At 67.0% G+C, this 24690-nt stretch carries 21 protein-coding genes; 9 read left to right on the top strand and 12 right to left on the bottom strand.

Going from position 1 to position 24690, the window contains the following annotated elements; translation table 11 throughout:
* Together ACFQEU_RS02295 and ACFQEU_RS02290 are read right to left on the bottom strand one after the other, a co-directional pair.
* The coding region (locus ACFQEU_RS02295; RefSeq protein ID WP_379778861.1) for a VOC family protein at nucleotides 1–865 on the bottom strand (865 nt) is incomplete at its 3' end.
* A gap of 108 nt (nucleotides 866–973) precedes the next feature.
* Nucleotides 974–2458: a restriction endonuclease gene (locus ACFQEU_RS02290; protein WP_379778858.1), complete on the bottom strand. Its 1485-nt coding sequence runs from the start codon at nucleotides 2456–2458 to the stop codon at nucleotides 974–976.
* Nucleotides 2459–2637: 179 nt separating this feature from the next.
* Here ACFQEU_RS02290 and ACFQEU_RS02285 point away from each other — a divergent pair, with 179 nt between their 5' ends.
* On the top strand, nucleotides 2638–3594 hold the full coding sequence (locus ACFQEU_RS02285; protein ID WP_379778855.1) for a DUF7260 family protein: 957 nt from the start codon (nucleotides 2638–2640) through the stop codon (nucleotides 3592–3594).
* A gap of 162 nt (nucleotides 3595–3756) precedes the next feature.
* Nucleotides 3757–4203 (top strand): universal stress protein, encoded by a 447-nt coding sequence (locus tag ACFQEU_RS02280; protein WP_379778852.1) that lies wholly within the window; start codon nucleotides 3757–3759, stop codon nucleotides 4201–4203.
* A gap of 64 nt (nucleotides 4204–4267) precedes the next feature.
* Here ACFQEU_RS02280 and ACFQEU_RS02275 read toward each other — a convergent pair whose 3' ends face one another.
* Both ACFQEU_RS02275 and ACFQEU_RS02270 read right to left on the bottom strand, forming a co-directional pair.
* The gene (locus tag ACFQEU_RS02275) at nucleotides 4268–5518 is read right to left on the bottom strand and encodes a hypothetical protein (RefSeq protein WP_379778849.1); all 1251 of its coding nucleotides are present in this window, start codon (nucleotides 5516–5518) and stop codon (nucleotides 4268–4270) included.
* A 187-nt stretch (nucleotides 5519–5705) separates the two neighbouring features.
* The gene (locus ACFQEU_RS02270) at nucleotides 5706–7736 is read right to left on the bottom strand and encodes an AMP-dependent synthetase/ligase (RefSeq protein ID WP_379778846.1); all 2031 of its coding nucleotides are present in this window, start codon (nucleotides 7734–7736) and stop codon (nucleotides 5706–5708) included.
* 304 nt (nucleotides 7737–8040) lie between these two features.
* Here ACFQEU_RS02270 and ACFQEU_RS02265 point away from each other — a divergent pair, with 304 nt between their 5' ends.
* From ACFQEU_RS02265 to ACFQEU_RS02255, 3 genes are all read left to right on the top strand, one after another.
* The gene (locus tag ACFQEU_RS02265; RefSeq protein ID WP_379778843.1) at nucleotides 8041–8664 is read left to right on the top strand and encodes a hypothetical protein; all 624 of its coding nucleotides are present in this window, start codon (nucleotides 8041–8043) and stop codon (nucleotides 8662–8664) included.
* Nucleotides 8665–8733: 69 nt separating this feature from the next.
* On the top strand, nucleotides 8734–10626 hold the full coding sequence (locus ACFQEU_RS02260) for a helicase C-terminal domain-containing protein (RefSeq protein WP_379778841.1): 1893 nt from the start codon (nucleotides 8734–8736) through the stop codon (nucleotides 10624–10626).
* Nucleotides 10627–10976: 350 nt separating this feature from the next.
* On the top strand, nucleotides 10977–11168 hold the full coding sequence (locus ACFQEU_RS02255; RefSeq protein ID WP_379778838.1) for a DUF7317 family protein: 192 nt from the start codon (nucleotides 10977–10979) through the stop codon (nucleotides 11166–11168).
* Between the two features lie 139 nt (nucleotides 11169–11307).
* Here the strand turns inward: ACFQEU_RS02255 and ACFQEU_RS02250 are convergent, their stop codons facing one another.
* On the bottom strand, nucleotides 11308–12426 hold the full coding sequence (locus ACFQEU_RS02250; RefSeq protein WP_379778835.1) for a 60S ribosomal export protein NMD3: 1119 nt from the start codon (nucleotides 12424–12426) through the stop codon (nucleotides 11308–11310).
* Between the two features lie 113 nt (nucleotides 12427–12539).
* On the opposite strand from ACFQEU_RS02250, the gene ACFQEU_RS02245 reads away from it, so the two are divergent.
* The 3 genes from ACFQEU_RS02245 (at nucleotide 12540) to hisS (ending at nucleotide 14880) form a co-directional block, all read left to right on the top strand.
* Nucleotides 12540–12890: a DNA-binding protein gene (locus ACFQEU_RS02245; protein WP_379778832.1), complete on the top strand. Its 351-nt coding sequence runs from the start codon at nucleotides 12540–12542 to the stop codon at nucleotides 12888–12890.
* Nucleotides 12891–13484, top strand: a complete 594-nt coding sequence (locus ACFQEU_RS02240; protein WP_379778829.1) for a DUF7411 family protein — start codon at nucleotides 12891–12893, stop codon at nucleotides 13482–13484. It abuts the gene before it with no gap.
* 79 nt (nucleotides 13485–13563) lie between these two features.
* Complete coding sequence (gene hisS / locus ACFQEU_RS02235) at nucleotides 13564–14880, top strand: histidine--tRNA ligase (RefSeq protein WP_379778826.1); 1317 nt, start codon at nucleotides 13564–13566, stop codon at nucleotides 14878–14880.
* 38 nt (nucleotides 14881–14918) lie between these two features.
* Here the strand turns inward: hisS and ACFQEU_RS02230 are convergent, their stop codons facing one another.
* Nucleotides 14919–15680 carry an Nmad3 family putative nucleotide modification protein gene (locus ACFQEU_RS02230; protein ID WP_379778823.1) on the bottom strand — a complete coding sequence of 254 codons (762 nt, stop codon included), beginning with the start codon at nucleotides 15678–15680 and terminating at the stop codon, nucleotides 14919–14921.
* 15 nt (nucleotides 15681–15695) lie between these two features.
* On the bottom strand, nucleotides 15696–16607 hold the full coding sequence (locus tag ACFQEU_RS02225; RefSeq protein WP_379778820.1) for an acyltransferase: 912 nt from the start codon (nucleotides 16605–16607) through the stop codon (nucleotides 15696–15698).
* Nucleotides 16608–16736: 129 nt separating this feature from the next.
* On the opposite strand from ACFQEU_RS02225, the gene ACFQEU_RS02220 reads away from it, so the two are divergent.
* Nucleotides 16737–17810, top strand: coding sequence for an aldo/keto reductase (locus tag ACFQEU_RS02220; protein ID WP_379778817.1), 1074 nt, complete (start codon nucleotides 16737–16739; stop codon nucleotides 17808–17810).
* Nucleotides 17811–17849: 39 nt separating this feature from the next.
* Here ACFQEU_RS02220 and ACFQEU_RS02215 read toward each other — a convergent pair whose 3' ends face one another.
* The 5 genes from ACFQEU_RS02215 to sucC form a co-directional block, all read right to left on the bottom strand.
* Nucleotides 17850–19160, bottom strand: a complete 1311-nt coding sequence (locus ACFQEU_RS02215; protein ID WP_379778814.1) for a tRNA (N(6)-L-threonylcarbamoyladenosine(37)-C(2))-methylthiotransferase — start codon at nucleotides 19158–19160, stop codon at nucleotides 17850–17852.
* Between the two features lie 94 nt (nucleotides 19161–19254).
* Nucleotides 19255–19560 carry an ArsR family transcriptional regulator gene (locus tag ACFQEU_RS02210; RefSeq protein WP_379778811.1) on the bottom strand — a complete coding sequence of 102 codons (306 nt, stop codon included), beginning with the start codon at nucleotides 19558–19560 and terminating at the stop codon, nucleotides 19255–19257.
* A gap of 101 nt (nucleotides 19561–19661) precedes the next feature.
* Nucleotides 19662–22181, bottom strand: coding sequence for a hybrid sensor histidine kinase/response regulator (locus ACFQEU_RS02205; protein ID WP_379778808.1), 2520 nt, complete (start codon nucleotides 22179–22181; stop codon nucleotides 19662–19664).
* Between the two features lie 137 nt (nucleotides 22182–22318).
* On the bottom strand, nucleotides 22319–23188 hold the full coding sequence (gene sucD / locus ACFQEU_RS02200) for a succinate--CoA ligase subunit alpha (protein WP_379778805.1): 870 nt from the start codon (nucleotides 23186–23188) through the stop codon (nucleotides 22319–22321).
* Complete coding sequence (gene sucC, locus ACFQEU_RS02195) at nucleotides 23185–24330, bottom strand: ADP-forming succinate--CoA ligase subunit beta (RefSeq protein WP_379778803.1); 1146 nt, start codon at nucleotides 24328–24330, stop codon at nucleotides 23185–23187. The genes sucD and sucC overlap by 4 nt, the downstream gene beginning before the upstream one ends.
* Nucleotides 24331–24690: the final 360 nt, after the last annotated feature.

Raw genomic sequence — 24690 nt, 5'->3', positions numbered from 1 at the left:
TCGCCGGGTCGGCAAGCCCGGGCCCGGACGGTCCCTCCGGCGTCGGCGACTCCGTGGCGAGCTCGACGAGCAGGCCGCCAGGTCCGCGGACGTACAGCGAGTGGAAGAAGTGGCGGTCTTTCACCCGGGAGACGTCGAACCCCCGCTCGCGCTCGCGGAACAGCGTGTGCCAGTCGAGCAGCGCCTCGCGGTCCGGAACCCGGACCGCGACGTGATGAAGGGTCCCTGGGCCCTCGCGAACGTAGGGCGCGTCGCGGTCCAGCAGGTCGATCCGCGTCGCCCGCTCGCCCGGCGCACGGTAGCGGATCCGGTCGTCCCGTTCCGCCTCGTACTCGAACCCGAGGGTTTCGAGGACGCTCGCCGCACCGTACGGGTCCGCGGGGAGGCCAGTCGCTCCGTCTATTCCCCGGATCGCCATCGACTCCGGGACTGGCCCGCCGGTCCACTGATCGCCCGCATCCGCGGATTCGACCAGTTCGACCGGGGTCCCCGCGGGGTCGGTCGTCCGCAGGACCCGATCGCCGAACCGTTCCTCGGCGTCGGGTTCCGTCGCGTCGATCCCTCGGGCCGCCAGCCGTTCCCGCCAGTGCTCCAGCGACCCCGGCGGCACCGCGAGCGAGACGGTTTCGTAGCTCGGTTTCCCGATCCGTCCCGGGTCCCCCGTGGGGTCCGGGAAGACGGTGAGCACGGACCCGGGGCGGCCGGCACCGGCCCCGAAATAGAGGTGGTGCTGGAGGACGTCCTCGTAGTTCACCGTCGTTCGGAGCAGGCGGAGTCCCAGCGCTCCCGCGTAAAAGCCGACGGCAGCGTCCGCGTCCCCGACGATACCCGTCACGTGGTGGATCCCGGGCGTTCGAGCGGTCACGCTCGATGTTCGTCGGGTGACGGCAAATCGGTGTCGGCTGCGGCGGTCGATCGAACCGCCGTCGGACGCCTATCGAGCGACCGGTCCGGCCGACGCGACGTCGACGGATCAGATCGCGGCGAGCAGCAGTAGGAGCAACACCACCACGCCTACCGCGACCGCCACGGTTAGCTTCGGGTTCTCGAGCGGTTTCCGGTAGAACGGCATCGCCTCGTACTCCGCGGCGAACGCCGCGCGGTTGGCCTCGTCGTAGAAGTGTTTCGTCGCGAAGAAGAACTCGCCGGTCGTCGAGCATCCGGTACACACTGGTTCGCCGACGAGCCGCTCTTCACGGACGTGGTCGTCGCAGTTGAGGCTCCCGCAGTTCGCACAGTAGGTGATCGGTTCGTCCGGTTCGATCCCGCCGTTCTCCCCCGCTGTCTCACAGTTGACGCAGGTCCCGAACTCGTCGTGCAGCGTCACGCGCCTGTCGCCGTTCGTGACGAACGTGTGGTCGTACTCGTACTCGCCCAGCTCGGTCGTCGTCGTCGCCTCCGGGCGGTACACGGGGTCGACGGCAAGCACTCGAACGTCGGACGCACGGGGCGTACAGGTCTTCGTGTAGGTGACGTTGTTGTCCCCCGTGTACCGGACCGTCCGCTCGTGTCGGTCGCGCTGTCGCTCGGTCACCCAGTCGACGTACTCGGACTCGGTCCGACCGAAGCGTTGGACTTCGACGGCGTCGAATCGCGGGTCGACCGGGCTATCGGGGCTCCCGTCCGACCGGTGACCGCTCCCGTCGCCGGGTGTCCCGAGGGGAGTCTCGTCGGCATTCGTGATCTCGAGGTCGCCCTGGTCGTCGAAGCGGTCCCGTGGCAGCGGAGTGCGTCCGTTCGATCCGTCGGCGACGAGTCGGGCGACGTCCCCCGACAGTAGCGACGGCCCGTCCCGGTCGGCCGAGACCGCGAGTCGCTCGCGCTCGAAGACGGAGTGGATCACGCCGACGCTCGTCTCGAACGTCGCGTCCACCTCCGTCTCGACGAGGAGGCACGGGGCGAACGACAGCCGCGCGGTCGGCTCGGGGAGGGTATCCGGGGAGAGGTTCTCGACGGACGCGGCGGCCGCGTCGCGTTCGGCGACGGCGTCGTCGACGTCCTCCGGCGGTGGAAGCGCCTCGTCACACAACACCTCGATCCGGCCGCTGTACAGGTCCATCCCGATCGACTCGCCGATCTCGCGGAGTCGTCGCCCGTCGAGGAGGTCGATGTCGACGTCGTCAGGGGCCGAAGAAACCCGTTCCGCGTACTCCTCAGCCGGCCCGGTGAACCGCCCGGTCGTCGCCACCATCCCGCGAACCGGACCGTCGTAGTCGTAGGTTCCGACCGCGGAGTGGAGCTTCTGGACGACCGGCCGTCCGACCGTGTCGGTGTGTTTGCACTCGACGACGACGCCGACCGGTGCTCCGGGCCCGGAATCGTCGACCATCGTCACGTCGCGTCCCTCGTCGGCGGTCCGGACCGCTTGGCGGACGTTCGCGTACCCCTGATGGCGGAACACCGCCACCATCAGCTCCTCGAACTCGAACCCCGACAGGTCGTCAAGCAGCGTCGGCACGGTCGGATCCGGGCGGCGATCCGCAAAACCGTTCCGGTCGGACGGATCGACGGTTCCGACGGCCGTCTCTCGGCACAGGGGCCCCTCGGTGGAGGCCGCTTTTCCTTCCGTGATCCCGGGGCGTTCGCGCCGGACGCGGGCCAAAACGGTTTTGAGTGTGCACACTGTTAACGAACTATATGAGTGTGAACCGGGGGGCGGACGTGACGTTTCGGCTCCCGAGCGAGGCCTCGCTCGGGGCCGACTGTACCAGCCTCTCGTGTGAGCTGACGGCGATGGCGACCGAACCGGGAGTCGTCACCGCGGTCGTCATCGCCGGGCTCGTCGCCTTCGTCGCGTTCGCGTACGTCAGGGACGCGAAAGCGTGTTGCCGGCGCGAGCGACGCCGCGTGATCGACGAGCGGGACGCGTTCGAGGAGTTCGCCGAGCGCGTCTCCGGGCTCGATCCCGCTCCGGTCGACACGGCTGGAGGCGGTTTCGACGGTCCGGTGATCGGCGCTCACCGGACCGGAAGCGCGAGGGCACCCGGTGACATCAGACTGCGGAACGTGCTGAATACCTACCGAGACACCGTGATGTCGCTCCCGCACTACACCCAGGAGTACGACGAGAGCGTCGCGGAGAGCCTCGCGGCCGAGCTCGGCCCCGACACGACGACGTCGCTGGCGACCAACGGGACGCTCTCTCCGGCGTTGCAGTCGACGCTCGTCGACCGGGGACAACAGGCCGCACGGGCCCGAACGTCGCTCGCCGACGCCATCGACGAGGAGCTCGACGACCTCGCCGACGTGGAGACGACACTCACCGAGATCGACCGACAGCGGAGTCGGCTGAACGAGCATCTCGACGGGATCCCGAGGGGGTCCCGCGTCGACGCCTCGATAGACGTCTGGGAACGGCTGGGTGGTCTCGAACGCCGGTGTGACGACGCGGCGGCCGATCGACAGGCCGCGCTCCGAAACCCACCGATGGTCATTGAGGGAGCCGGCGACGAGTCCGACCCGACGTTCCGCGAATACCTGTACGATCCGATGGACGGTCCGCAGCACCCAGTGTTGGCGTCGATCGCGTCGCTGGCGGACCGGATCCGTGCGGACCGCTCGCGAGTCGCTCGTCGGGTGGGCGACGGCTGTTAATCGTCTTGCGGATCGCCTCGATCACACTGGTGATCCGATCCACTGTTCGACGCCAGCGATGGTGCGTGGGATGCCAGTAGCGAGGGTAACGTGTCCGTCGTGTGGCCGCCTCGAATGTAAGCGTCGCACAGCTTCATTACGGTCGATCGCGGACGTGTAGGTATGGCAACGAATCACGGGGATGGGGCGTCGGACCTGCTCGACCACGTTCTCGTTCCAGTCGCCAACCGAAAGGACGCACGGGTAACTGCGGCCGAATTACGACGACACTCTCCAGCGCACGTTACAGTCGTTTACGTCGTCCAAACGACCACGGGAGCACCGGACAAGATCCCGGCCTCCTACTCCGAAGAGATGGCCGCGGAGTCGTTCGACGCGTTCCGCGAGCGTTTTCCGGACGCCGACGACCACCTCACGTACGGCGACGACGTGGTCGAAGCGATATTTTCCGCGGCCGACGGGATCGATGCGACCGCGATCGCGTACCGAGCGCGTGAGGGGAACCGCCTCATGCAGTTCCTGTCCGGCGACCTCTCGTTACGACTGGTGACGGAGGCCGAGCTCCCCGTGATCGCGTTGCCGAGAGCGGAGGGGCCGGAGTCGAACTAAGCCCGTCTCAGCGGGTCAACGGAGTTCGTTGATGGATGCCCGCTGTCGGGGTCCACGTACACGCTCACCGAGCGTGAAGCGGCTCCCGCAACGCCCACGAGTCAGTCGTCGGGTCGAGTCGGTGGGGTTCCGCGCCGCGCTCGGCCACCACCCCGGCGTGGTACAGCATCGCTTTCAGCTGGAAGACGGTCGGCGAGTGGAACACCGCCCCGTCGGCGAGCTCGCTCCTTCGTAGTTCCCCGTCCGCGTCGAGCACACGCTCGCGCACGCCCCCCGTTCCGCGGATGAACAGCTCGACGGTGAACGTCGGGTGGTGGACGTGGAGCCACTCGACGAGGTCGACGAGCGACGGCGCGGCGATCCCGTCGTCGAACATCGTCTGGAGCTCCTCGACGAGCAGCTGTGTCGCCGGGTACTGCCAGAGCACCCGGCGCGTCAGCAACCCCCACTGTGGGGCGACCGTGATGAACCGCTTCCGCGAGCGCTTCCAGTCGTCGAACGCCTCGAGTGCCGTCTCGACGGACGCGTATCGGTTCACCGCGAACCGGACGACCTCCTCGCCGAGCGGGGTCAACACCGCTCGATCGGGTCGCTCATCGACCAGACCGAGGAACGACGCCCCGCGTTTCGCGCCGTCGACCGCACCGACGACGTGCGTCGTGAGTACGTCACGGGTGTCCGCCGGATGGTACAGCGCGAGCGCGTAGCCGAGGTAGTTCTTCGGATGGTTCAGCCCGAACGATTTCTCGGCGACCCCCTGTGCGGTCGCTTGGAACCGGATCGCCGCCGCCTCGTTCGACGTCCGATTTCCGACCACGCGGGGGACCTCAAGCGCGGCGACGCCACCGTCCTCGTGGACACCGAGGACGCCGACGTTGAGCTCGCGTGCGAGCGTGCGGTCCGACTGCGAGACGGCGTCGACGGGCGCGGCCACGTACGCCGCGTTCGCCTCGTGGAGCCGGTCGTACGCCTGGATGACGCCGCGCTCGACGTCGGCGGCCGCGGTCGCGGTGTGGCCCTTCGCTTCGACGGCAACGAGAGGCGGATCGTCGCCGAGCCGGTCGACGGCGAGGAGATCGGACTCGAGAGCGCCGACGCCGACGAGGTCCGGGTAGCCGCTGCCGACCCGAACGTGATTGAACGGGGTGAGCCGCGACCGGAGCTCCTCGTCGATCGGTCGGTCCGAGAGCCACTCGTCGGTCGCGAACTGCGTGTCCGTGACGGCGTACGCGTTCGATCCGTCGATATCCGGAAAGAGACGGTGTTTCGCATGTGCGAGAACCCGGGGCTCTGAAAGTGACACCGCGCTACCCATACGCCGCGCTCGTCGGCGAGCGGCATGAACGTTCGGTCCACGTGGTTTATAACCTTCAGCGGAATACTGAGGTCGTGGTGGCAATGACGAGATGTTACCCCCACTGAGCCCCGTGTGACGATCAGTTCCGACCGAGCCACCACGCTTCCGACGGACCGAGAGCGACGCGTTCGTCCGCTCGCGTCGGCTACTCCTCGTAGATCATCTCGACGTCGTCGGCGAACCGATCGAGGATGTTCCGTCGCTTCTTCTTCATCGTCGGCGTGAGGAGGTCGTTTTCCTCGGAGAACTCCTCGGGAACGAGCCGGAACTTCTTGATCCGCTCGTAGGGTTCGAACTCCTCGTTCACGCGATCGACCTCCTCCTGGAACCGATCACGGACTCGATCGTCACGGCAGATCGCCTTTCGCTCCTCCGGGAGGTCGATCCCCCGCGTCTCCGCCCACGAGGCGACCCGCTCGAAGTTGGGGACTAACAGCGCCGAGACGAACTTCCGCGAGTCACCGAGGACGACGCACTGTTCGACGAACTCGTTGGCGGCGAAGCGGTCCTCGATCGGGCCGGGCGCGACGTTCTTCCCGGTCGACAACACGAGCAGCTGTTTGGCGCGCTCGCGGAACGCGATGTAGCCGTCGGGACGCAGCTGGACGATGTCGCCGGTACGGAACCACGGATCGTCCGGGTCGCCCTCGCGGTCGGACGGAGGCGTCCCCGCCGTAACGGCGTCGCCCGGGAGTGCGTCCGCGGGGGTGAACGCGTCCGCGCTCGCGTCCGGCCGGTTCCAGTAGCCGTCGGCGACCTGCGGGCCGCGAACGAGTAACTCGCCGACATCCCCAGGGATGCCCGCGACTTCCTCGCCGACCATTCCGCCGTCGATCGCGACCTCGGTGTCGACCACTGGGGGCCCGATCGTCCCGACCTTCGGTTCCTCTGGCGGGTTGACGCTGATCACGGGCGAGGTCTCCGTGAGCCCGTACCCTTCCAGGATGGGGAGGTCCATGGCGTGATACAGCGCGCACAGCTCCGCCGACAGCGACCCACCCCCGGAGATGAAGAAGTCGACGTTGCCGCCGATCGCCTCGCGGACCGAGGAGAAGACGAGTTTGTCGGCGAGGGATCGCTTCGCGTCGAGGATCGTCCCCGGGTTCGCCGTCTCGTGGTGGGTTTGGCCGACCTCGACCGCCCACTCGAAGATCCGCTGTTTCACGCCCGACTCGGACGCCTGTTCACGGATCGCGTCGTAGAGCTTCTCGTACACTCGCGGGACGCTCGTGGTCGTCGTCGGCCGGACCAGCTGGAAGTCGTCGCGCAGCGTGTCGGGGCTCTCGGCGTATCCGACCGTGGCCCCCGCCGCGAACATCATGTAGTGACCGGCCATCCGCTCGAAGACGTGTGCCAGCGGGAGGAACGACAGCGTCGTCGTCTCCGTCGAGATCCCCGGCGCGTCGGGGTCACGGTCCGGGCGGTCGCCGAACCGCTTGTAACACTGGTTGACGTTCGTGCGGAAGTTGGCGTGGGTGAGCCGGACGCCTTTTGGCTGTCCGGTGGTACCCGAGGTGTAGATGAGGCTTGCGAGGTCGTCCATCGCGGTCGCGTCGAGCCAAGACTCGTAGGCGTCCGCGTCGAAGGCGTCATCGCCGAGTGCGTGGACGTCCCCGAGCGTGTACACGAGATCGGATTCGGTAGTGTCCAGTCCATCGGTGTCGACGTCGTCCATCGTGACGATCGCGTCTAACGCGTGGTCGAGGTCATCACGGACCGCGATGATCTCGTCGAGGAGCGTTCGGTTCTCGGCGACGACGACGGTCGCTTCCGGGTCCTCGAGGAGGTACCGGAGCTGGTCGGGCGAGGAGGAGGCGTAGACGGTCGTGACGACCGCACCGGCCGAGAGCGCCGCGAAGTCCGCCTGTGCCCACTCCATACGGGTTCCCGCGTAGATCGCGACCCGGGTGTCGTCGTCGACACCTACCTCGCGGAACCCGGCGGCGAGGCGTCTGATGATGGACCGGGTCTCGGCGTACGTGAGGTCGGCGTACGCCCCTTCGGGGGCCGGATCGACGACTCCCTCGGTGACGAGCGAACGGTCGTAGATCCCACCTTTATACTGCTGGGCGATCCGGTCCGCGTTCCGCTCGGCGGACCGCTCGAACGTCTCGGGGAGCGTCTCGCGGGCGACGACGTCGTCCACGAACTCGCGTTCGGCCTCCTGCCAACTCATACCGACTGCGAACCCCCGAACCATCATAAACGATCCGGTGGTTGTTCGTTTGTTTCCGGGATCCGAGCGCTTCTACCCCACCACTCAGCCCCTTGGAGTCCGCATTCCTGGTTTCCGAGAGCCCGTTGTCGCGGCGTCGGACGGTCACGGATGCCGAATCCGGGGCACCGATGTCGCCGCCGGTACGGGATCCCTCCACGTCCCCGTCGGCGACCCATCGGTCCGGCCGTTCGCTCGGCCTCGACCGAGCGATAACAACTGGTCGACACGTAGTTTTATATTCGATTTGTTTATACCTCCAAACATGTCAAACGAATATGCCCCCGACCGCTCCGACTGGTACGCAACGCGAGCCGGACGGACGTTGTACTGGGGGCTCATCGTCGCGACCCTGCTCTCGGTCGCGGTCTCGACGGCGGGGTTTCCCGCCTTCCTCGACGAGACCGTGCCCGTGTCGCTGCCCGACGTAGAAACGACGATCCCGCCGTACGTGTACCTCTTCGGCTTCCTCGGCGCGACCGTGTACGCGTTCACGACGTTCGCTCGGCGCTTCGACGAACACGGTCGGTATCGGCTCAAAGTGTTCAGCCGCACGGTCGCCGCACTCCCGCTCGTCGCCGGCGTCTACCTCCTCGCGTTCGCGTTTCTCGGATTTGGAACGGAACCCGCGATGTCCGGAGATCCGACGAACGCGGTGGCCCGCGAGCGGGTCATCGCGGGGCTCGTCTTCTTGGCCGGACTGTACGTTAGTACGACCCTCCTCGCGCTCGAAACCGTTGCGAACCGGCTTCTCGGGGTGGATCAGGACGGTGGCGACCGAGCCCGAAGCTCGGTGCAGGGAGCGGCGCGAAGCGAGAGCGACGGCGGTGAGGACAGCGACGACGGCGACGGCGAGACCGGCGACTCCCCGGACCGACGCGATACGTGACTCGCTCGGATTGCTCCGAGGTGCGCCCCACTCCGAGGGTTTAATTCCGGGAGCGCGCGAGGGAGGTGTGTGGACCCCCACCGGATCCCTGCCGAGTTCCCGGCCCCGACGTTCCGCGGGACACAGGAGCAGGCGCTCGCCGACATCCGCGACGCGTTCGATGCCGGCAACGACGTCGTCTTGGTGCGCGCCCCGACCGGCAGCGGCAAGTCGCTGCTCGCGCGCGCCATTATGGGTGCGTCGGCGACGGTCGAGGAGACCGCGCCGAACGAAGCGACCGGAGCGTACTACACCACTCCGCAGGTGTCACAGATCGACGACGTCGAGCGGGACGACCTGCTCGACGACTTCGCGGTGATCCGCGGGAAGTCGAACTACGACTGTGTCCTCCCCGGCGAACACGACACGCCGGTCACGCGTGCGCCGTGTGCCAGACAACAGGGATTCGACTGTTCGATCAAACACCGGTGTCCGTATTTCTCCGACCGGGCGATCGCCTCCGGAAACCGGTACGCCGCGATGACGCTCGCGTACTTCATGCGTACCGCCGGCTCGGAGGTGTTTCGGAAGCGCGATGTCGTCGTGATCGACGAGGCCCACGGGCTCGCCGAGTGGGCGGAGATGTACGCGACCATCGAGCTCTCCCCCGAGCGCGTCCCCGTCTGGGACGAGGTCGGCGTGCCGGACGTCACGGCCGACACTCGCGGCGACGAGGACGTGCTCGACCGCACCGCCCGGTTCGTCGAGACGCTTCGAGGGGTCACGGAGCGAGCGAAAGACGAGCTCGTCGGTCGGCCGGAGCTGAGCCGCGAGGAGGTCGCTCGACGGGACCGGTTACAGGAGCTTCGCTCCGAGCTCGGCTGGTTCCTCGAGGACTACCGGGACCCCGACTCGCCCACGACGTGGGTCGTCGATCAGCCGGACGGCGACGGCTCGCCGATCGCGATCAAACCCCTCGATCCGGCCCGTTACCTCACACACACGGTCTGGGAGCGTGGAAACCGATTCGCGCTGTTGTCCGCTACGATCCTCTCGAAGGAGGCGTTCTGTCGGGGTGTCGGGCTCGATCCGTCGAACGTGGCGCTCGTCGACGTCGAACACACGTTTCCGCTGGAGAACCGACCGCTGTACGACGTGACACAGGGCCCGATGACGTACGAACACCGTGACGAGACGGTACCGAAGATCGCCCGGCTGATCGTCCGACTGATGGCGAATCACCCCGACGAGAAGGGGCTGATACACGCACATTCCTACGACATCGCCGGACGACTCGCCGAGCGCCTCGGGGAGTTCGGGGTCGCCGCTCGGGTCCGTCGCCACGACCGGTCGAACCGCGACGCGGAGCTGGAGGCGTGGAAGGCGAGCGCGGACCCGGACGTGTTCGTCTCGGTGAAGATGGAGGAGGCATTGGACCTCCGCGACGACCTCTGCCGCTGGCAGGTCGTGTGTAAGGCACCGTACCGAAACACGAACGACTCCCGGGTCGCCCGGCGCCTGGCCGACGATCAGTGGGCATGGTATCATCGGACCGCGTTGCGGACCGTCATCCAAGCGTGCGGACGCGTCGTGCGTGCACCCGACGACTACGGGGCAACGTACCTCGCGGACGACTCGCTACTCGACTTGTTCGACCGGGCGGCCACCGACACGCCTCCATGGTTCCGCGACCAGATCGACGCGATGACGACGCCGACGCTCCCCGAGTTCGATCCCGCCGCCGCGCTCGGGGGGATCGACGCCGAGCCGTCCGGACCGGGGCGTGCAGGACGGGGGAGGGAAGGTCGTCGGGACCGGTCGATGTCGACAGGCGGATCGGGCAGCGACGCCGGATCCCGGTCAGAGCCGTCCTCGTCGAGCGGTGGTGGCGGCAACACGTCGGGCGGCAACCGGAAACGGTCCGGGACCGACACCGACCCGAAAAAGAACCATCCACTCTCGGACGTCTGGGGCGACGGCTAACGACGGGGGAGGGGCACCGGAGACGCGAGAGACCGTCTCGGTGTGTCAGATGATGCTAACGCCCCACGCGACCATGGAGCTCACCATGAGAAACGCGAACAACAGGGCGATTATCTGCTGTCTGTCCATACCGGACGTGGGCTATAAGGACTCATAATTCCTGCGGGTCCACCCCGAGTCCCGACCTTCGTGGTCCGCCAACTACCAATCGTCGTGAAGCCCGACGCTTGGATCGGCCGGCGTCATTATATCGTCCCTGCTTGCTGTATGTTACATATTATCGTATAAGGTGTTTCATGGTCCTGAATGAATTAGTAAGGTTCATAACCGTTCATGGAGGATAGGTGGATATGGCAACGAACGGGCTGTCGAGTGCGCTGACGCTGTACGGTGCGCGAACGCTGACGCTCTCGCAGGCGGCGGCGCAAGCAGGGCTCAGCGAGGACGAGTTCGTCCGCCAACTCGAACGCCGCGGTATCGAGGTCACGGAGTCCGAGCGCGCGGCCGTCTCGGCCGGCGACCACACCGCTCGCGCCGACTGACCGACAGGCCAGCCCCGAACGACGATCGGATCACCTGCGTTCTAGATCCTCGTTCGCCTCTCGATTTCCCCGCTAGTGACCGCCGAGAGCGACGGCCCTCGCCGAGACACTACTCGCCACCTCAGAGCCGATCGCGCTCTTACTCTCCGCCCTCGTCCCGAGGAACGAGGTGGATATCGCCGCCGTGCTCGAACGCCAAGACGGTCTCGGCGTCGTCGTCGACGAACGAGGGGTTCGAGACGGTCCGTGCCTCGTACGTCTCCGGGTCGAGGACCTGTATCGCGTGCTCGTCTTCGACCGTCACGACGGTCGTCTCGGCGGCGTCCTCGCGGCTCCCGAGCCGCGTCGCATCCGGAGATGCGCCCTCCTCGAACGGGGCGCTGTACGGGTCGCCGTTCGCGAGTCGAACCCCTCGAAGACGGCCTGAGACGCCCGTGACGAGTACGGGGCCGTCGCCGTCTTCGGGGTCGAGGATCTCGCCGACGGCGTACCGTGGGAGCCGAACCGCGAACGTCACCCGGTACACCTCGTTACCGTCGCCGTCCTCGGTGACGAGCGTCGGATACGACTCGTAGCTGCCGCCGAGCGCCTCCGTGATCCGTCCCGCGACGTTCTTGGCGAGCCGGTTCGAGGAGAGCTTCACGTTCGGCCCGTCGTCGGTGGATTTCACCTCGGTGATGAACGCCTCCCGGTCGCCTTTCGCCTCCTGATCGGCGACGTACGACTCGGCGATCTCGAGCGCCTCCGCGCGCTCTTCGGGTCGCAGGTCCCGCCCGTCCGCGCGCACCTGGACGACCCCCGCGTAGTAGCCGCCGGCGATCCGGCCACAGCGGTCACAGGTCCCCCGCGATATCTTGACCGGGACCGTCACCTCGGCCGACCGAAGTGTCCCGCGGACAACGCCCGAGAACCGGCAGTGCATCCGGATCGTGTTCTCGTCGACTTGTTCGGGCTCGACGCCCCACTCCACGTCCTCCACGTCGACGTGGACCCCGAGCGCCTCAGCGACCTCGTCGACGGCGATATCGGTGTAATCGCGCGCTCCAACGTCACGCCAAGAGTCGCCGCGGCGGACCGCCCCACAGCCCGAGCAGACGAGCACCTCGATCCGGTCCGGCGCGTCGACGAGCTCGAACTTCGCGAAGTAGCAGTCGTCACACAACAGCGCGTCCCGACCGCCCGGATCCCCCGGAAGAGTGTCGCGACGCTCCGGGACGGCGTCGCCACACCGGGGGCAGAACTTCCGCGACTCGCTCATGGCACACGCTACGACGCTGCGCCGTTTAAACAGCCCGGAGCGTGGCTCCCGACCTCCGTATTCGACCCTTCCCCTCCGAAATCGTTTTTCGCCCGGGACGAGAACGCGTGTGTATGAGCGGGAACCCCGACGACGAACGACTCGAAGAACTGCGCGAAAAGAAGATGGAAGAGCTCCGCGAGCGCCAGCAGGGAGACGGCGACGCCGAGGCTCGCGAGGAGGCCCAACAGCGCGCAGAGGCCCAGCAGGAGGCCGTCCTCAAACAGTACCTCACTGACGGCGCGCGCCAACGACTCAACGCGGTCGAGATGTCGAAACCCGAGTTCGCAAAGCAGGTCAAACAGCAAGTCGCGGCGCTCGCACAGAGCGGCCGCGTTCAGGGCCGTATCGACGAGGACCAGATGCGTGACCTGTTGAAGGAACTCCAGCCCGAACAGCAGAGCTTCGACATCCGGCGGCGGTAGATGGAGCTCGCGCTTCTGTACAGCGGGGGGAAAGACTCCTCGCTCGCCGCCACCCTGCTCGATCGGTTCTACGACGTCCGGTGTGTCACGGGGAGCTTCGGGCTCACCGACGACTGGGAGCACGCCGAGCGGGCCGCGACCGAGCTCGGCTTCCCGTTCGAGCGCGTCGCACTCGACCGTGCGGTCGCCGAGGAGGCCGCCGAGCGAATGCTCGACGACGGCTACCCCAGAAACGGGATCCAGCGCGTCCACGAGCACGCGTTGGAGACGATCGCCGAACACGACGTCGACGCGATCGCCGACGGGAGCCGGCGCGACGACCGGGTTCCGACCGTCTCCAGAGCGCAGGCACAGAGCTTGGAGGACCGCCACGGCGTGGACTACATCTCGCCGCTCTCGGGGTTCGGGCGACACGCGGTCGACCGCCTCGTCGAGGCGACGTTCGAGGTCGAACAGGGACCGAGCGAGGAGGTCCCGAAAGCCGACTACGAGGACGAGCTTCGCGCGCTCATCGCCGAGGAACACGGCGAGAAAACGGTCGCCGACGTGTTCCCCGCACACGACCAGACATACGTTCGCGGCCGGAGTGATTGAGACGGGGGGCGCGGCCGAGCGGGGGTGAGGACGCTCCCGAAAGGATGGTTTCAAGCGGCCGCTCGCCGAAGTCGTCTCCATGTACGACGGACTCAAGGGGTTCCGCGATTTTTACCCCGGGGAGCAGTCGGCCCGCCGGCAAGTCACCGACGCGATCGAAGACGCCGCCGGACGGTACGGCTTCCGCGAGATCGCGACCCCGGCGCTCGAACGGACGGAGATGTACGTCGACAAGTCCGGGGAGGAGATCGTCGACGAGCTGTACGCCTTCGAGGACAAGGGAGGGCGGGAAGTGTCGCTCACGCCTGAACTGACGCCGACGGTCGCCCGGATGGTCGTCGCGAAGGGTCAAGAGCTATCGAAACCGATCAAGTGGATGTCGACCCGACCGTTCTGGCGCTACGAGCAGGTCCAGCAGGGCCGGTTCCGGGAGTTCTATCAGACGAACATCGATATCTTCGGTTCGTCGGCCCCCGAAGCCGATGCCGAGGTGCTCGCGGTCGCCGCCGACGCCCTGACCGACCTGGGACTCACCGCCGACGACTTCGAGTTCCGCGTCTCACACCGAGACATTCTCGGCGGGCTAGTCCGCTCGCTGGCAGCCGACCCGGAGACGGTCGACACCGAGGCCGCGATCCGCGCGGTCGACAAACGCGCGAAGGTCGACGACGGCGAGTACTTCGGGCTCCTTTCGGACGCCGGGCTCGACCGCGCGACCGCCCGCGAGTTCGACGACCTCATCACGGATGTCGAAACGGTCGACGACCTCGACGCGGTCGCCGAGGCGGGCGGTGCGGACGTCGAGGGGGCCGTCGAAAACCTCAGGAACGTGCTCGCCGCGGCCGACGATCTCGGCGCGGGCGAGTTCTGTGACGTGTCGCTGACGACCGCTCGGGGACTGGACTACTACACCGGCGTCGTGTTCGAGTGTTTCGACTCCACCGGAGAGGTGTCTCGCTCCGTCTTCGGCGGCGGGCGCTACGACGACCTGATCGAGAGCTTCGACGGTCAGCCCACCCCCGCAGTGGGGGTCGCGCCCGGTCACGCTCCGCTCCAGCTGCTGTGTCAGCGCGCCGGCGTCTGGCCGGAGGAGTCGCTGTCGACGGACTACTACGTGCTGTCAGTCGGTGAGACGCGCGCCAAAGCCGCGGAGATCGCGTCCGGGCTCCGCGATCTCGGACACGTCGTCGAGGGCGACGTCGCCGACCGCTCGTTCGGTGCACAGCTCGGCTACGCCGACTCGATCAACGCCGAGACGGTGATCGTCGTCGGAGAACGAGACCTCGCGAACGGCGAGGTGACGGTAAAGGACATGGCGAGCGGGGACGAGACGACCGCACCGGTCGAGGAGTTCCCGCCGGAATCGGGACGGCCGACCTACGAGGACTACGAGTAGCGGGTCGAGAGTCGACATCACGGCGGTCGACGGACGCCTCAGGCGACGTCGATCCGACCGAGGAGCGTCTCCGTCGCCGCCTCGTCGAACCGCATCGGCCGCCGCCACCACGGTCCGTTCCCCGAATCGCTCGATAGATCGGTGACCAGACGGTTCGCCGTCGCGCCCCCTTCCGGGGCGCTCAACGGGACCACTCGGTCGAAGAGCCCGGACGCGTCGGGGTCGCCGTCGACGACGACCCGCGCGTCGAACGGGTCGCGTTTGAGGTGGGCGTTGGTCGAGACGAGATCGCTGGCTTCCGTGCGATCCGGTCCGTCGAGCACGCGATCGACGCGGAGGCCGGCGAACAGGTACGCACCCCACTCGGGAGCGAGGTCGTCGTCGACGGCTCCGGGCTCCGGCGTCGCGGAGCACCCGTCGCCGACCGGTCCGTCCCAGCCCGCGGGCCGGAGCGTCAGCGTCGCGTAAAACAACAGCCAGTCGTCCGGTTCGAGCGTCGCGATCGGTCCCGACTTGATCGCGTACGGATCCCCGTACGTTGCAGCGTCCCGCCCGTGGACGGTTGCGAACTCCGGATCCATGTGGACCGGTGTCCCGTAGAGGTCGTCGGGGAGCGAAAACGGGAGGTCGAGGTCGGCGTACGTCGGTAGCGGTTCGTCAACGGGATAGCGCTCGCGCGGGAGCGTCTCCGCCGACTCCGGGATCGGGACGTAGGCGAACGATCCGTCCGGGTAGACGGGGCCACGGAACCCCGGCTCGTTCGTGTTGGCGGCGACGTTGACGGCGACGGCACGGGGCACGATCCGGCGGTTCGGTTACTTCGACGCTCCGGATGGCTGGAGGTCGCGCTGGAACTCGTCGAAACGTTCGAGCTCGTCGTCGAGCTCGTACTCCAGTTCGCGCTGGTCGCCGCGGTTGACGAGTCGACCGTCCTCCAACTCCTCGGCGACGTCCTCCCAGCCGGGTTTCACGCGGATACTTCGTGCCGGTGTCCCGACGACGACGTGATGGTCCGGGACATCACCCTGGACGACAGCCCGCGCACCGACGACGCTGTTCTCGCCGACACGGCAGCCGGCACGGACCATCGCGTCGTAGGTCACGCGGGCGTCGTCACCCACGATCGTGTGGTAGTTGCGGACCGTCGTCTGGTCGACGAGGTCGTGGTCGTGGCTGTACAGATGGACGCCGTCGGAGATCGACGCCCGGTCGCCGATCGTCAGCTTTCCACGGTCGTCGAGGTGGACGTCGTCGTGGATCACGACGTTGTCGCCGACTTCGATGTTGTGACCGTACGTGACGGAGATCCCTTTGAAGAACCGACAGTCGTCGCCGCACTCGGCGAACAGGTGGTTTCCGAGCATCTGGCGGAACCGGAGCGCGAACTCGACGTTGTCGGCCATCGGCGTGGCGTCGAACTGTCGCCAGAGCCACTGGAGGTGTTTCGAGCGCTGGAAGCGGTCCTCGTCCTTCTCGGCGTAATACTCCGACTCCAGCGTAGCGTTACACGGGTCGTACCCCTGTAGACGGACCCGTTCCGCCTTCGAGACATCGGCACCGTTCTGCCACGCCTCCCAGCGGTCGCGGTCGCCGTGTAAGTCGATCAGCGTGTCCCGAACGACCTCACAGGTGTCCTCCTCGGAGGCGAGTCGCTCGTCCACCTCGTCGACGAACGCTTGCACCGACGCCTCCGTGGCGTCCGGTAGGGACACGTGTCGCTTTGTCATCGTCGAACGTTCGATGCCGATCCACAAAGGGATTCGGTTGTGCGTCGTCGCCCGTATCCGTCCGCGGGGGATCGCCGGTCATCGAAGTCGACCGCGCCGGATAAGTGTACCCATCACTAACCGAGACGCATGCAGTACCGCGAACTCGGAAGCTCCGGCGTCGAGGTCTCGGAAGTCGGCTTCGGCGCGTGGGTCGTCGGCACCGACTGGTGGGGGGACCGCTCGGACGAACAGGCCGTCGAAATGGTCGAGACCGCGCTCGACGCGGGCGTCACGTACATCGACACCGGCGACGTGTACGGCCACGGCGACAGCGAGCGGATCGTCGGCGAAGCGATCGCGGGCCGCCGCGACGAGGTGACGCTGTCGACGAAGGTCGGGTACGACTTCTACGACAACCCGCAGGCCGGCCACGGCGAGCTCCCGAAAGAGCTGAACGAGGAGTACCTTCGCGAGGCGCTCTCCGCCTCGCTCGACCGGCTCGATACCGACTACGTCGACGTTCTCCAGCTCCACAACGCGAACGTGAGCGAGGTGACGCCCGAGGTTCGTGACCTCCTCCGCGAGTGGAAGGCGGAGGGGCGTGTCCGGGCGCTCGGCTGGGCGCTCGGTCCCTCGATCGGCTGGCTCGCCGAGGGCGACGCCGCCGTCGAGTACGACGAGTTCGACGCGGTCCAGACCGTCTTCAACCTCTTCGAACAGGAGCCGGGTCGTCACTTCATCGACACGATCCGGGAGACCGGCTCGGAGACGTCGGTTATCGCGCGCGTGCCGCACTCCTCGGGACTGCTCAACGAGCAGGTCACGCCCGACACCGTCCTCGAGGACGGCGACCACCGTTCACACCGGCCGAAGGAGTGGTACGAGGCGGGCTGGGAGAAGGTGGAGGCGATCCGCTTCCTCGAAGACCCGGACGGGGTCGAGGGGGCCCGAACACTGAGCCAGGCCGCGATCCGCTGGCTGCTCGCACACGACGAGGTCGCCTCGGTCACCCCCACGTTCCGGGACGCTTCCGATATCGCCGAGTGGAGCGCAGCGAGCGACGTTCCGGCGATCACGGACGCCGAGTACGAACGGTTAGAACAGCTGTACGCGACGAACTTCGGGATCGACCGCGACGACGGGATGGACGCGCTCCGCACCTCCGTCGACGGCGAGGACATCGCGGAGGCGGGTCTCGACAAGCGCGCCGCGTCGTACTGACCGAGGGTCGCTGGTTGGGAGCGACGCACAAGGAGCGACTTACGGCGAAGACACCGAGTCCACGCTCGCGGGCTCGACCGACGCCGGATCGGCTTCGTCGATCGGCTCGCCGAACGCGTACACCGTGTTGTGGCTCGTCACTTCGACGTTGAGGACATCACCGACATCGATCCCCCGATCGCTCGCGTTTCGAACGATCACCTGCCGGTAGGCGGGATCGCGACACTTCACGGAATCGCCGGTCCCTTCCTCGACCACGAGCACTTCGTACCGCTCACCTACCATCGCCTCGTACGCCTCGCCGACGACCTCCATTTTCAGTGTCGACATCGTCTTCGAGCGTTCCTTCTTTATCGTGCCGCCGAGCCCCTTCATGTCGGCCGCGTCGGTCCCGGGGCGCTTCGAGAAGCGAGTGACGTTGATCTTCTCGGGACGGACCTCACGGAGGAGCCTCATCGACCGTTCGTGGTCCTCGTCGTCCTCCGTCGGGAAGCCGACGATGAAGTCGGTCGAGAGCGTCCAGTGATCGAGCCGATCCTCGAACGCCGCGACGACCTCGCGGAACTTCTCGACGCGATGTTGACGGCGCATGTCGGCCAACACGTCGTCAGAGCCGGACTGGACGGGCGCATGGATGAAGTCGTACAGCTTCTCGTTGCGGGCGAACACGTCCGCCAGCTCGTCGTGGATCCCGTGGATCCCTCCGGGGTTCGCCATCCCGAGGCGGACGCGGAACTCGCCGTCGATGTCGCAGATACGGTCGAGCAGCTCGGGCAGCTTCCGATCACCGGTGTCCCAGCCGTAGACGCCGGTGTCCTGTCCGGTGACACGGATCTCCTTCGCGCCGGCGTGGACGAGCGCGCGGGCCTTCTCGACGTTCTCCTCGATCGGCGGGGAGTCGACGCGACCGGTCGCGAACTTGGTGATACAGTACGAACAGTTGCTCATACAGCCGCGAGCGATGGGGAGGATCCCGACGACGCCGTCGAGGATCGGCTCCGTATCGGGCGTGTGTGTCGGACACTCCCCGTTGAGCACGTGGGCCGGTACCTCGTCCCAGTGGAGCACCTCGGCGTCGATGCCGGCTTCGCGGAACTCCTCGCCCTGTGCGAGCGCCATACAGCCGGTGACGACGAGGTCGCCCGCGGTCTCCTCGTCGAGCTCGGCCGCGCGCCGGAGCATGTTCCGTTCCGTCTTCTCGACGACCGTACAGCTGTTGAGGATGGCGACGTCGGCGTCGGCAGGCCCGTCTGCCGGGCGGTGGCCGCCGTCGCGGAGGGCGCGTTCGATCTCGCGGCTCTCACCCCGGTTCGACGTACAGCCGTACGTCTCGATGTGGTACGTCGCCATCGGTTACGCGTTCTATCGGGCCGGCGGGCAAAAGGGCGACGGTCCCGGGGACGTGAACACGTCCGACGCTCATGCGCCGAGTCGTGTTTTGTCGTTAGTCCTCGGCGACGACTGCCGAGTGCGCGCTGCCGGCCTCCGAGTCCGAGTCGGAGCCCGCGTTCGAGCCGGCAGGGTCGACGGCTCGGTACACCGATCGTCGAGCGTCCGTGGGACAGAGGCCCTCCTCGACGAGCTCGACATCGACGAGCTTCTCGATCGCGAACCGAACCGTTCGAGTGGACAGTCGGGTCTCCTCGGCCAGTCCAGTCTGGTCGAACCGACCCTCCGTGTCGAGGACGTAGTATACCAGCTTGGCACTTGGAGGAAGCGGCTCAAGTCGCTCGCGGGTGTCGTCGTCCATACCGATCGGTCGTGCGATACCGGCATAACCGTGGTCCGGGTGTGCGGAATGCGCGCACGACCGATCCCGGTTTCACGCTTCGAGCGGTTCCGACCTCGGCGTCACTCCTCGGACCGGAACTCGAAGCGTGCACCGTCATCGTCCGCGACCGTCGTCCGCCAGCCGTGTGCCTCAGCGATCTCCCGAACGATGGCCAGACCGAACCCGGATCCGCTCTCGGTGCTGGTAACGCCACGCTGCATCACCTCGCTGGGGTCGACACGGTCGAATCCGGGTCCGTCGTCGCTGACGGAGAACCCGTCCGAGAGCGCTTCGACCGTCACCGTGACTCCGGCCGCCTCGCTTACGCCCGATCCGCCGTCCCGTGAGCCGTGCTCAACCGAGTTCCGAAACAGGTTCTCGAATAAGGTCCGGAGTCGCTCCGGATCCGCTTCGATCGTCACGTCGGATCCGGGGGTTTCGAGGACGCTCCCGTCAGTATTGACGGTTCCCCACGCTTCTCTCGCGGCCGCTGCGAGATCGACCGGCTCGGCAGTATCGACCGTTCGCCCCTGACGCGCGAGCGTGAGGACATCGTCGATGAGCTCGGCCATCCGGTCGTGAGCGGCCTCGATCTGCTCGATCTCGGCGAGAGCGTCGTCGTCGGCTTCATCGATCAGATCCCGGAGGAGTTTGACCCGACCGCTCGCGACCGTAAGCGGGCTTCGGAGGTCGTGGGAGATCACGGCGGCGAACTTCTCGTGACGGTCGAGTTCGCGCTGGAGTGCCGCGTCACGCTCCCGGAGCTGTTCGGTGCGCTCGGCGCGATCGAGCGCGACGGCGACGTTCGCGGCCAGCACCCTCGCGAGTTGTACGTCGTGCTCGTCGAAGAAGCCACGCTCGCGTGAGCCCAGCGGCATCACCCCGTGATCACCGAGAGGAACGACGAGGAGGCTCCGGAGGTCGCCGTACTCGATCTCGGTGATCGACTCGTCGATGTCGTCGACTACCGTCGTTTCACCCTGGTCGAACGTTTCCCAGATCGTCCCGTCACCGGGACCGATCGGGGGGCGCTCCCCGATGGCATCGGTCGCCTCCTCCGTTATCGCGGTCGGCTTGAGTGTTCCCGACTCGGGGTCGTACAACCGGATACCGCTGTTCGGGAACCCGAGCGTATCGATCGCCGCGCGAGCAGCCACGGTAGCCACCGTCTCGCGGTCCTCCCCGCGAAACATCTCCCGTGTCGCCTCGTGAAGCCCCCGCAGGGTCCGTTCGACGCGTTTTTGATCGTTGATATCGGCATACACGCTGTAGACGATACCCCCCTCGGACCGGCTCACCGGGATCCCGTTGAGGAGGAAATCCCTCACGCCGTCGACGGTCCGTCGCCGGACTTCCACGCGGACCGGGTCGTCATCTTCGAGGACGTTGGGGCCGACCCGCTCGGCGTCTTCCGGAGTGATCGCCTCACGGGTCTCTTCGTATCCGCTGTCCGCCGCCGAGTACCCGAACGTCGCTTCGAACGCGTCGTTCGTCTCGTCGAGGTGCTGCGTGTCGTCGCCGTCGACGACGATCCGAGCGATGGGGAGCGGCATGTTGTCGAACAGCGCGGCCAATCGGTCCCGCTCCGCGCGGAGCACGTTCTCGGTCTCGATCTGCTCGATCGCCTCACAGGCGTGTGTCGCAACCAGTTCCGCGAACTCCACGTCCGTCTCGTCGAACGAGGCGGGGAAACTGGAAACCGCTTGCAGGATCCCGTGACCGCCGATCGGGACGCTGATCGCCGAGCCGATGTCGTCGGCGACCGGATCCGCGTCGGACGACCGGTCCAGCTCGTCGATCACGAACGTCCGCTCCTCGGCGGCGGTCCGACCGGCGATACCTTCCCCGAGCTCGAAGCGTCGGACTTCGTCGGCCGTAACGCCCTCCGAAAGTGCGGCTGGATGAACGTACTCACCGTCGCGGCGGGCCGTGATACACCGGTCGAACTCGAGGACCTGTTCCGCGACATCGACGACGCGCTCGAAGACGGCGTCGACCGATTCAGCCGTGGAAACCTCGGTCGCGAACTCGTGGATCGCGGTGACCTTGCAGTTGATCGCTCGCAGGTCGGCCTCGGCGCGCTGTCGGGAGAGCGCGTTGCTCACGCGGTTCGCCAGCATCTCGTATCCGTCGGCCCCACCACCCTTCTGGAGGTAGTCGGTGACGCCGGCCGAGATGGCCTCGCTCGCGATTTCCTCGCTTCCCTTTCCCGTGAACAGGATGAACGGCAGGTCGCCGATCTCGGAACGGACGTCCGCGAGCAGGTCGAGTCCCGTCGCACCGGGCATGTCGTGGTCGCTGACGACGCAGTCGACCGGGTGGTCCCGTAGCCGCTCCATCGCCGCTTCGGGTGACGACGCCGTGGTCGTCTCGATACCGTCGAGGAGCCGTTCGAGATACGTCGCGGCGAGGTCGGCGGCCCCCGGCTCGTCGTCGACGACGAGCACACGGTCCGACGCTGCCGCCGTCGACCAGTCCACGGACGCGTCCGTCCGTTCCGTCACCCGCCCCCACGATCCGGGCTGGTCGTCGTCGGGGCCCACCCTGTCGGAACTCCCGTCTCCGATCCCGGGGTCCCGGTCTCCGGGACTGGAATTCATACATGTTGTACTACCGTGTCATTATTTTAACGTTCCTCCCGAATAATCAGAGCTGATAGCAAGCCGGGCGGGTCACAGAAGCCGTTCGGGTACCGGGAGCGTTGCAGGGATCAGGTACCGATCCCTGGTCCGGCCGGCTACAGGAACCCTTCGACGTGGTCGGCGACCTCCTCGGGAGTGTCGCCGACGGGGACGCCAGCGTCGTTGAGTGCGTCGATCTTCGACTGCGCGGTGCCCGTGCCCGAACCGGAGACGATCGCGCCGGCGTGGCCCATGCGCTTGCCCGGCGGCGCGGTGCGCCCCGCGATGAACCCCGCAACGGGCGTGTCCATGTGCTCGCCGATGAAGCGAGCGGCCTGCTCCTCGTCCTCGCCGCCGATCTCGCCGCACATCACGACGGCGTCCGTCTCATCGTCCGCCTCGAACGCCTCCAGGGCGTCGATGAAGGAAGTCCCGATGATCGGGTCGCCGCCGATACCGATGGCGGTCGTCTGGCCGATTCCGCGCTCGGTGAGGTTGTCGACGACCTGGTACGTCAACGTCCCCGAGCGGGAGACGAGTCCGACGTTACCGTCGGCGAAGATGTTGCCGGGCAGGATCCCCAGCTTGGCCTCGCCGGGCGTGATGATGCCGGGGCAGTTCGGACCGAGTAGCCGGGTGTCGCTCTCGCCGAGCCGCTTGTTCACCTTCGCCATGTCCTGGGTCGGGATCCCCTCGGTAATGGCGACGGCCAGATCGAGGTCCGTGTCGAGCGCCTCGAAGATCGCGTCCGCGGCGAACGCCGGCGGCACGAAGATCACGGACGCATCCGCGTCCTCGACTTCGACGGCCTCGTCGACCGTGTCGTAGACGGGGACACCGGCTGCCTCCTGTCCGCCCTTGCCGGGGACCGCGCCGGCGACCACGTTCGTCCCGTACTCGATCATCTGTTCGGCGTGGAACTTCCCTTCCCCGCCGGTGATCCCCTGGACCACCACTCTGGTGTCGTCGTCGACGAATACGCTCATTGGGTCACCTCTTCCGCGTTCTTCACCGCACGCTGGACCGCGTCTTCCAGCGTCTCTTCGACCTCGACGAGGTCGGTGTTCAGGATCTCCATGCCTTCCTCGGCGTTCGTGCCGGCAAGCCGGACGACGACCTTCTTCGGGATCTCGTCGAAGCGCTCTAAGGCCTCGTTGATCCCCTTCGCGACCTCGTCGCCACGGGTGATCCCCCCGAAGATATTGAACACGACGCTGTCGACGTTCGGATCGGAGAACACCATATCGAGCGCGTTCGCGACGCGCTCCGCCTTCGCGCCGCCGCCGATGTCGAGGAAGTTGGCGGGGGCACCGCCGTAGTGATCGACCAGATCGAGCGTCGTCATCACCAGCCCCGCGCCGTTACCGATGATACCGACGTTGCCCGAGAGCCGGACGTAGTCGAACCCGTACTCGCCTGCCTTGCGTTCGAGGTCGTTCTCGTAGGACTCCTCGGCGAGGTCCGCGAGCTCGGGCTGCCGGAACAGCGCGTCCTCGTCGATGTTCATCACCGCGTCGGCGGCGACCACGTCGCGCTCGCTCGTGATCATCACGGGGTTCACTTCTATCTCGGAGGCGTCGCTGTCCTCGTACAGGTCGTACAGCGTCGAGAGGATCGACGCCACGTCGAGCGCCACGTCGGCATCGACGCCGGCCTCGTAAACGACCTTCCGGGCCTGATACGGGTGGAGCCCGAACGCGGGGTCGACGTGCTCGCGCGCGATGGCGTCCGGCGTCTCCTCGGCGACCTGCTCGATGTCGACGCCGCCCTCCGTCGACACCATCAGGACCGGCTTCCCCTCGCCGCGATCCATCGTGACGCCGACGTACAGTTCGTCGACGAAATCGACGCCCGCCTCGACGAGGACCTGGTCGACGGTGTAGCCTTTCAGGTCCATCCCGAGGATCGCCTCGGCGTACTGTTCGGCCTCGTCCCGATCGGTCGCGATCTTGATCCCCCCCGCTTTGCCGCGTCCCCCGACGTGGACCTGTGCCTTGATCGCGGCGGGATAGCCGATCTCGTCGACGGCGTCGAGCGCCTCCTCGACGGTCGTCGCGAGCCGGGAGTCCGGTACCGGGATCCCGGCATCCGCGAAGATACTCTTCGCTTGATGTTCGTGTAGTTTCATCCGTCTCGAAAGCGGACCGACGGCGGCTTAAATGGTGCCGATCCGGCGCGAGCGACCGGTATGGCTCCGCGGACGACGTGAGGCCTCACGACCGTTGTGTGTCGACGACGCGCGGTATCGACGACGCGTGGTCTCGACGACGCGTGGTCTCGACGACCCCGAGGCGGGCCGTCCGGTCGACACTCGAAACCAACAGGATTTATCATGCGTCTGTCTGACGGATACGTATGCACGGGAGCGACGCCGACGACTCGGGGGCCGAGGCGGCCCCGGACGACGCCACTGTCGAGGGTATCGCCGGCAAGGGTGGGGCCGGCCAGTCCGGGAACGCGCCGTCGCTGGAGGCGGCCATCGACGAGG

The sequence above is a fragment of the Halorubrum tibetense genome (assembly GCF_042661865.1).
GTDB lineage: Archaea > Halobacteriota > Halobacteria > Halobacteriales > Haloferacaceae > Halorubrum > Halorubrum tibetense.
The sequence above is the reverse complement of the archived record's forward strand: the minus strand, read 5'-3'. Positions and strand labels throughout refer to the sequence as shown.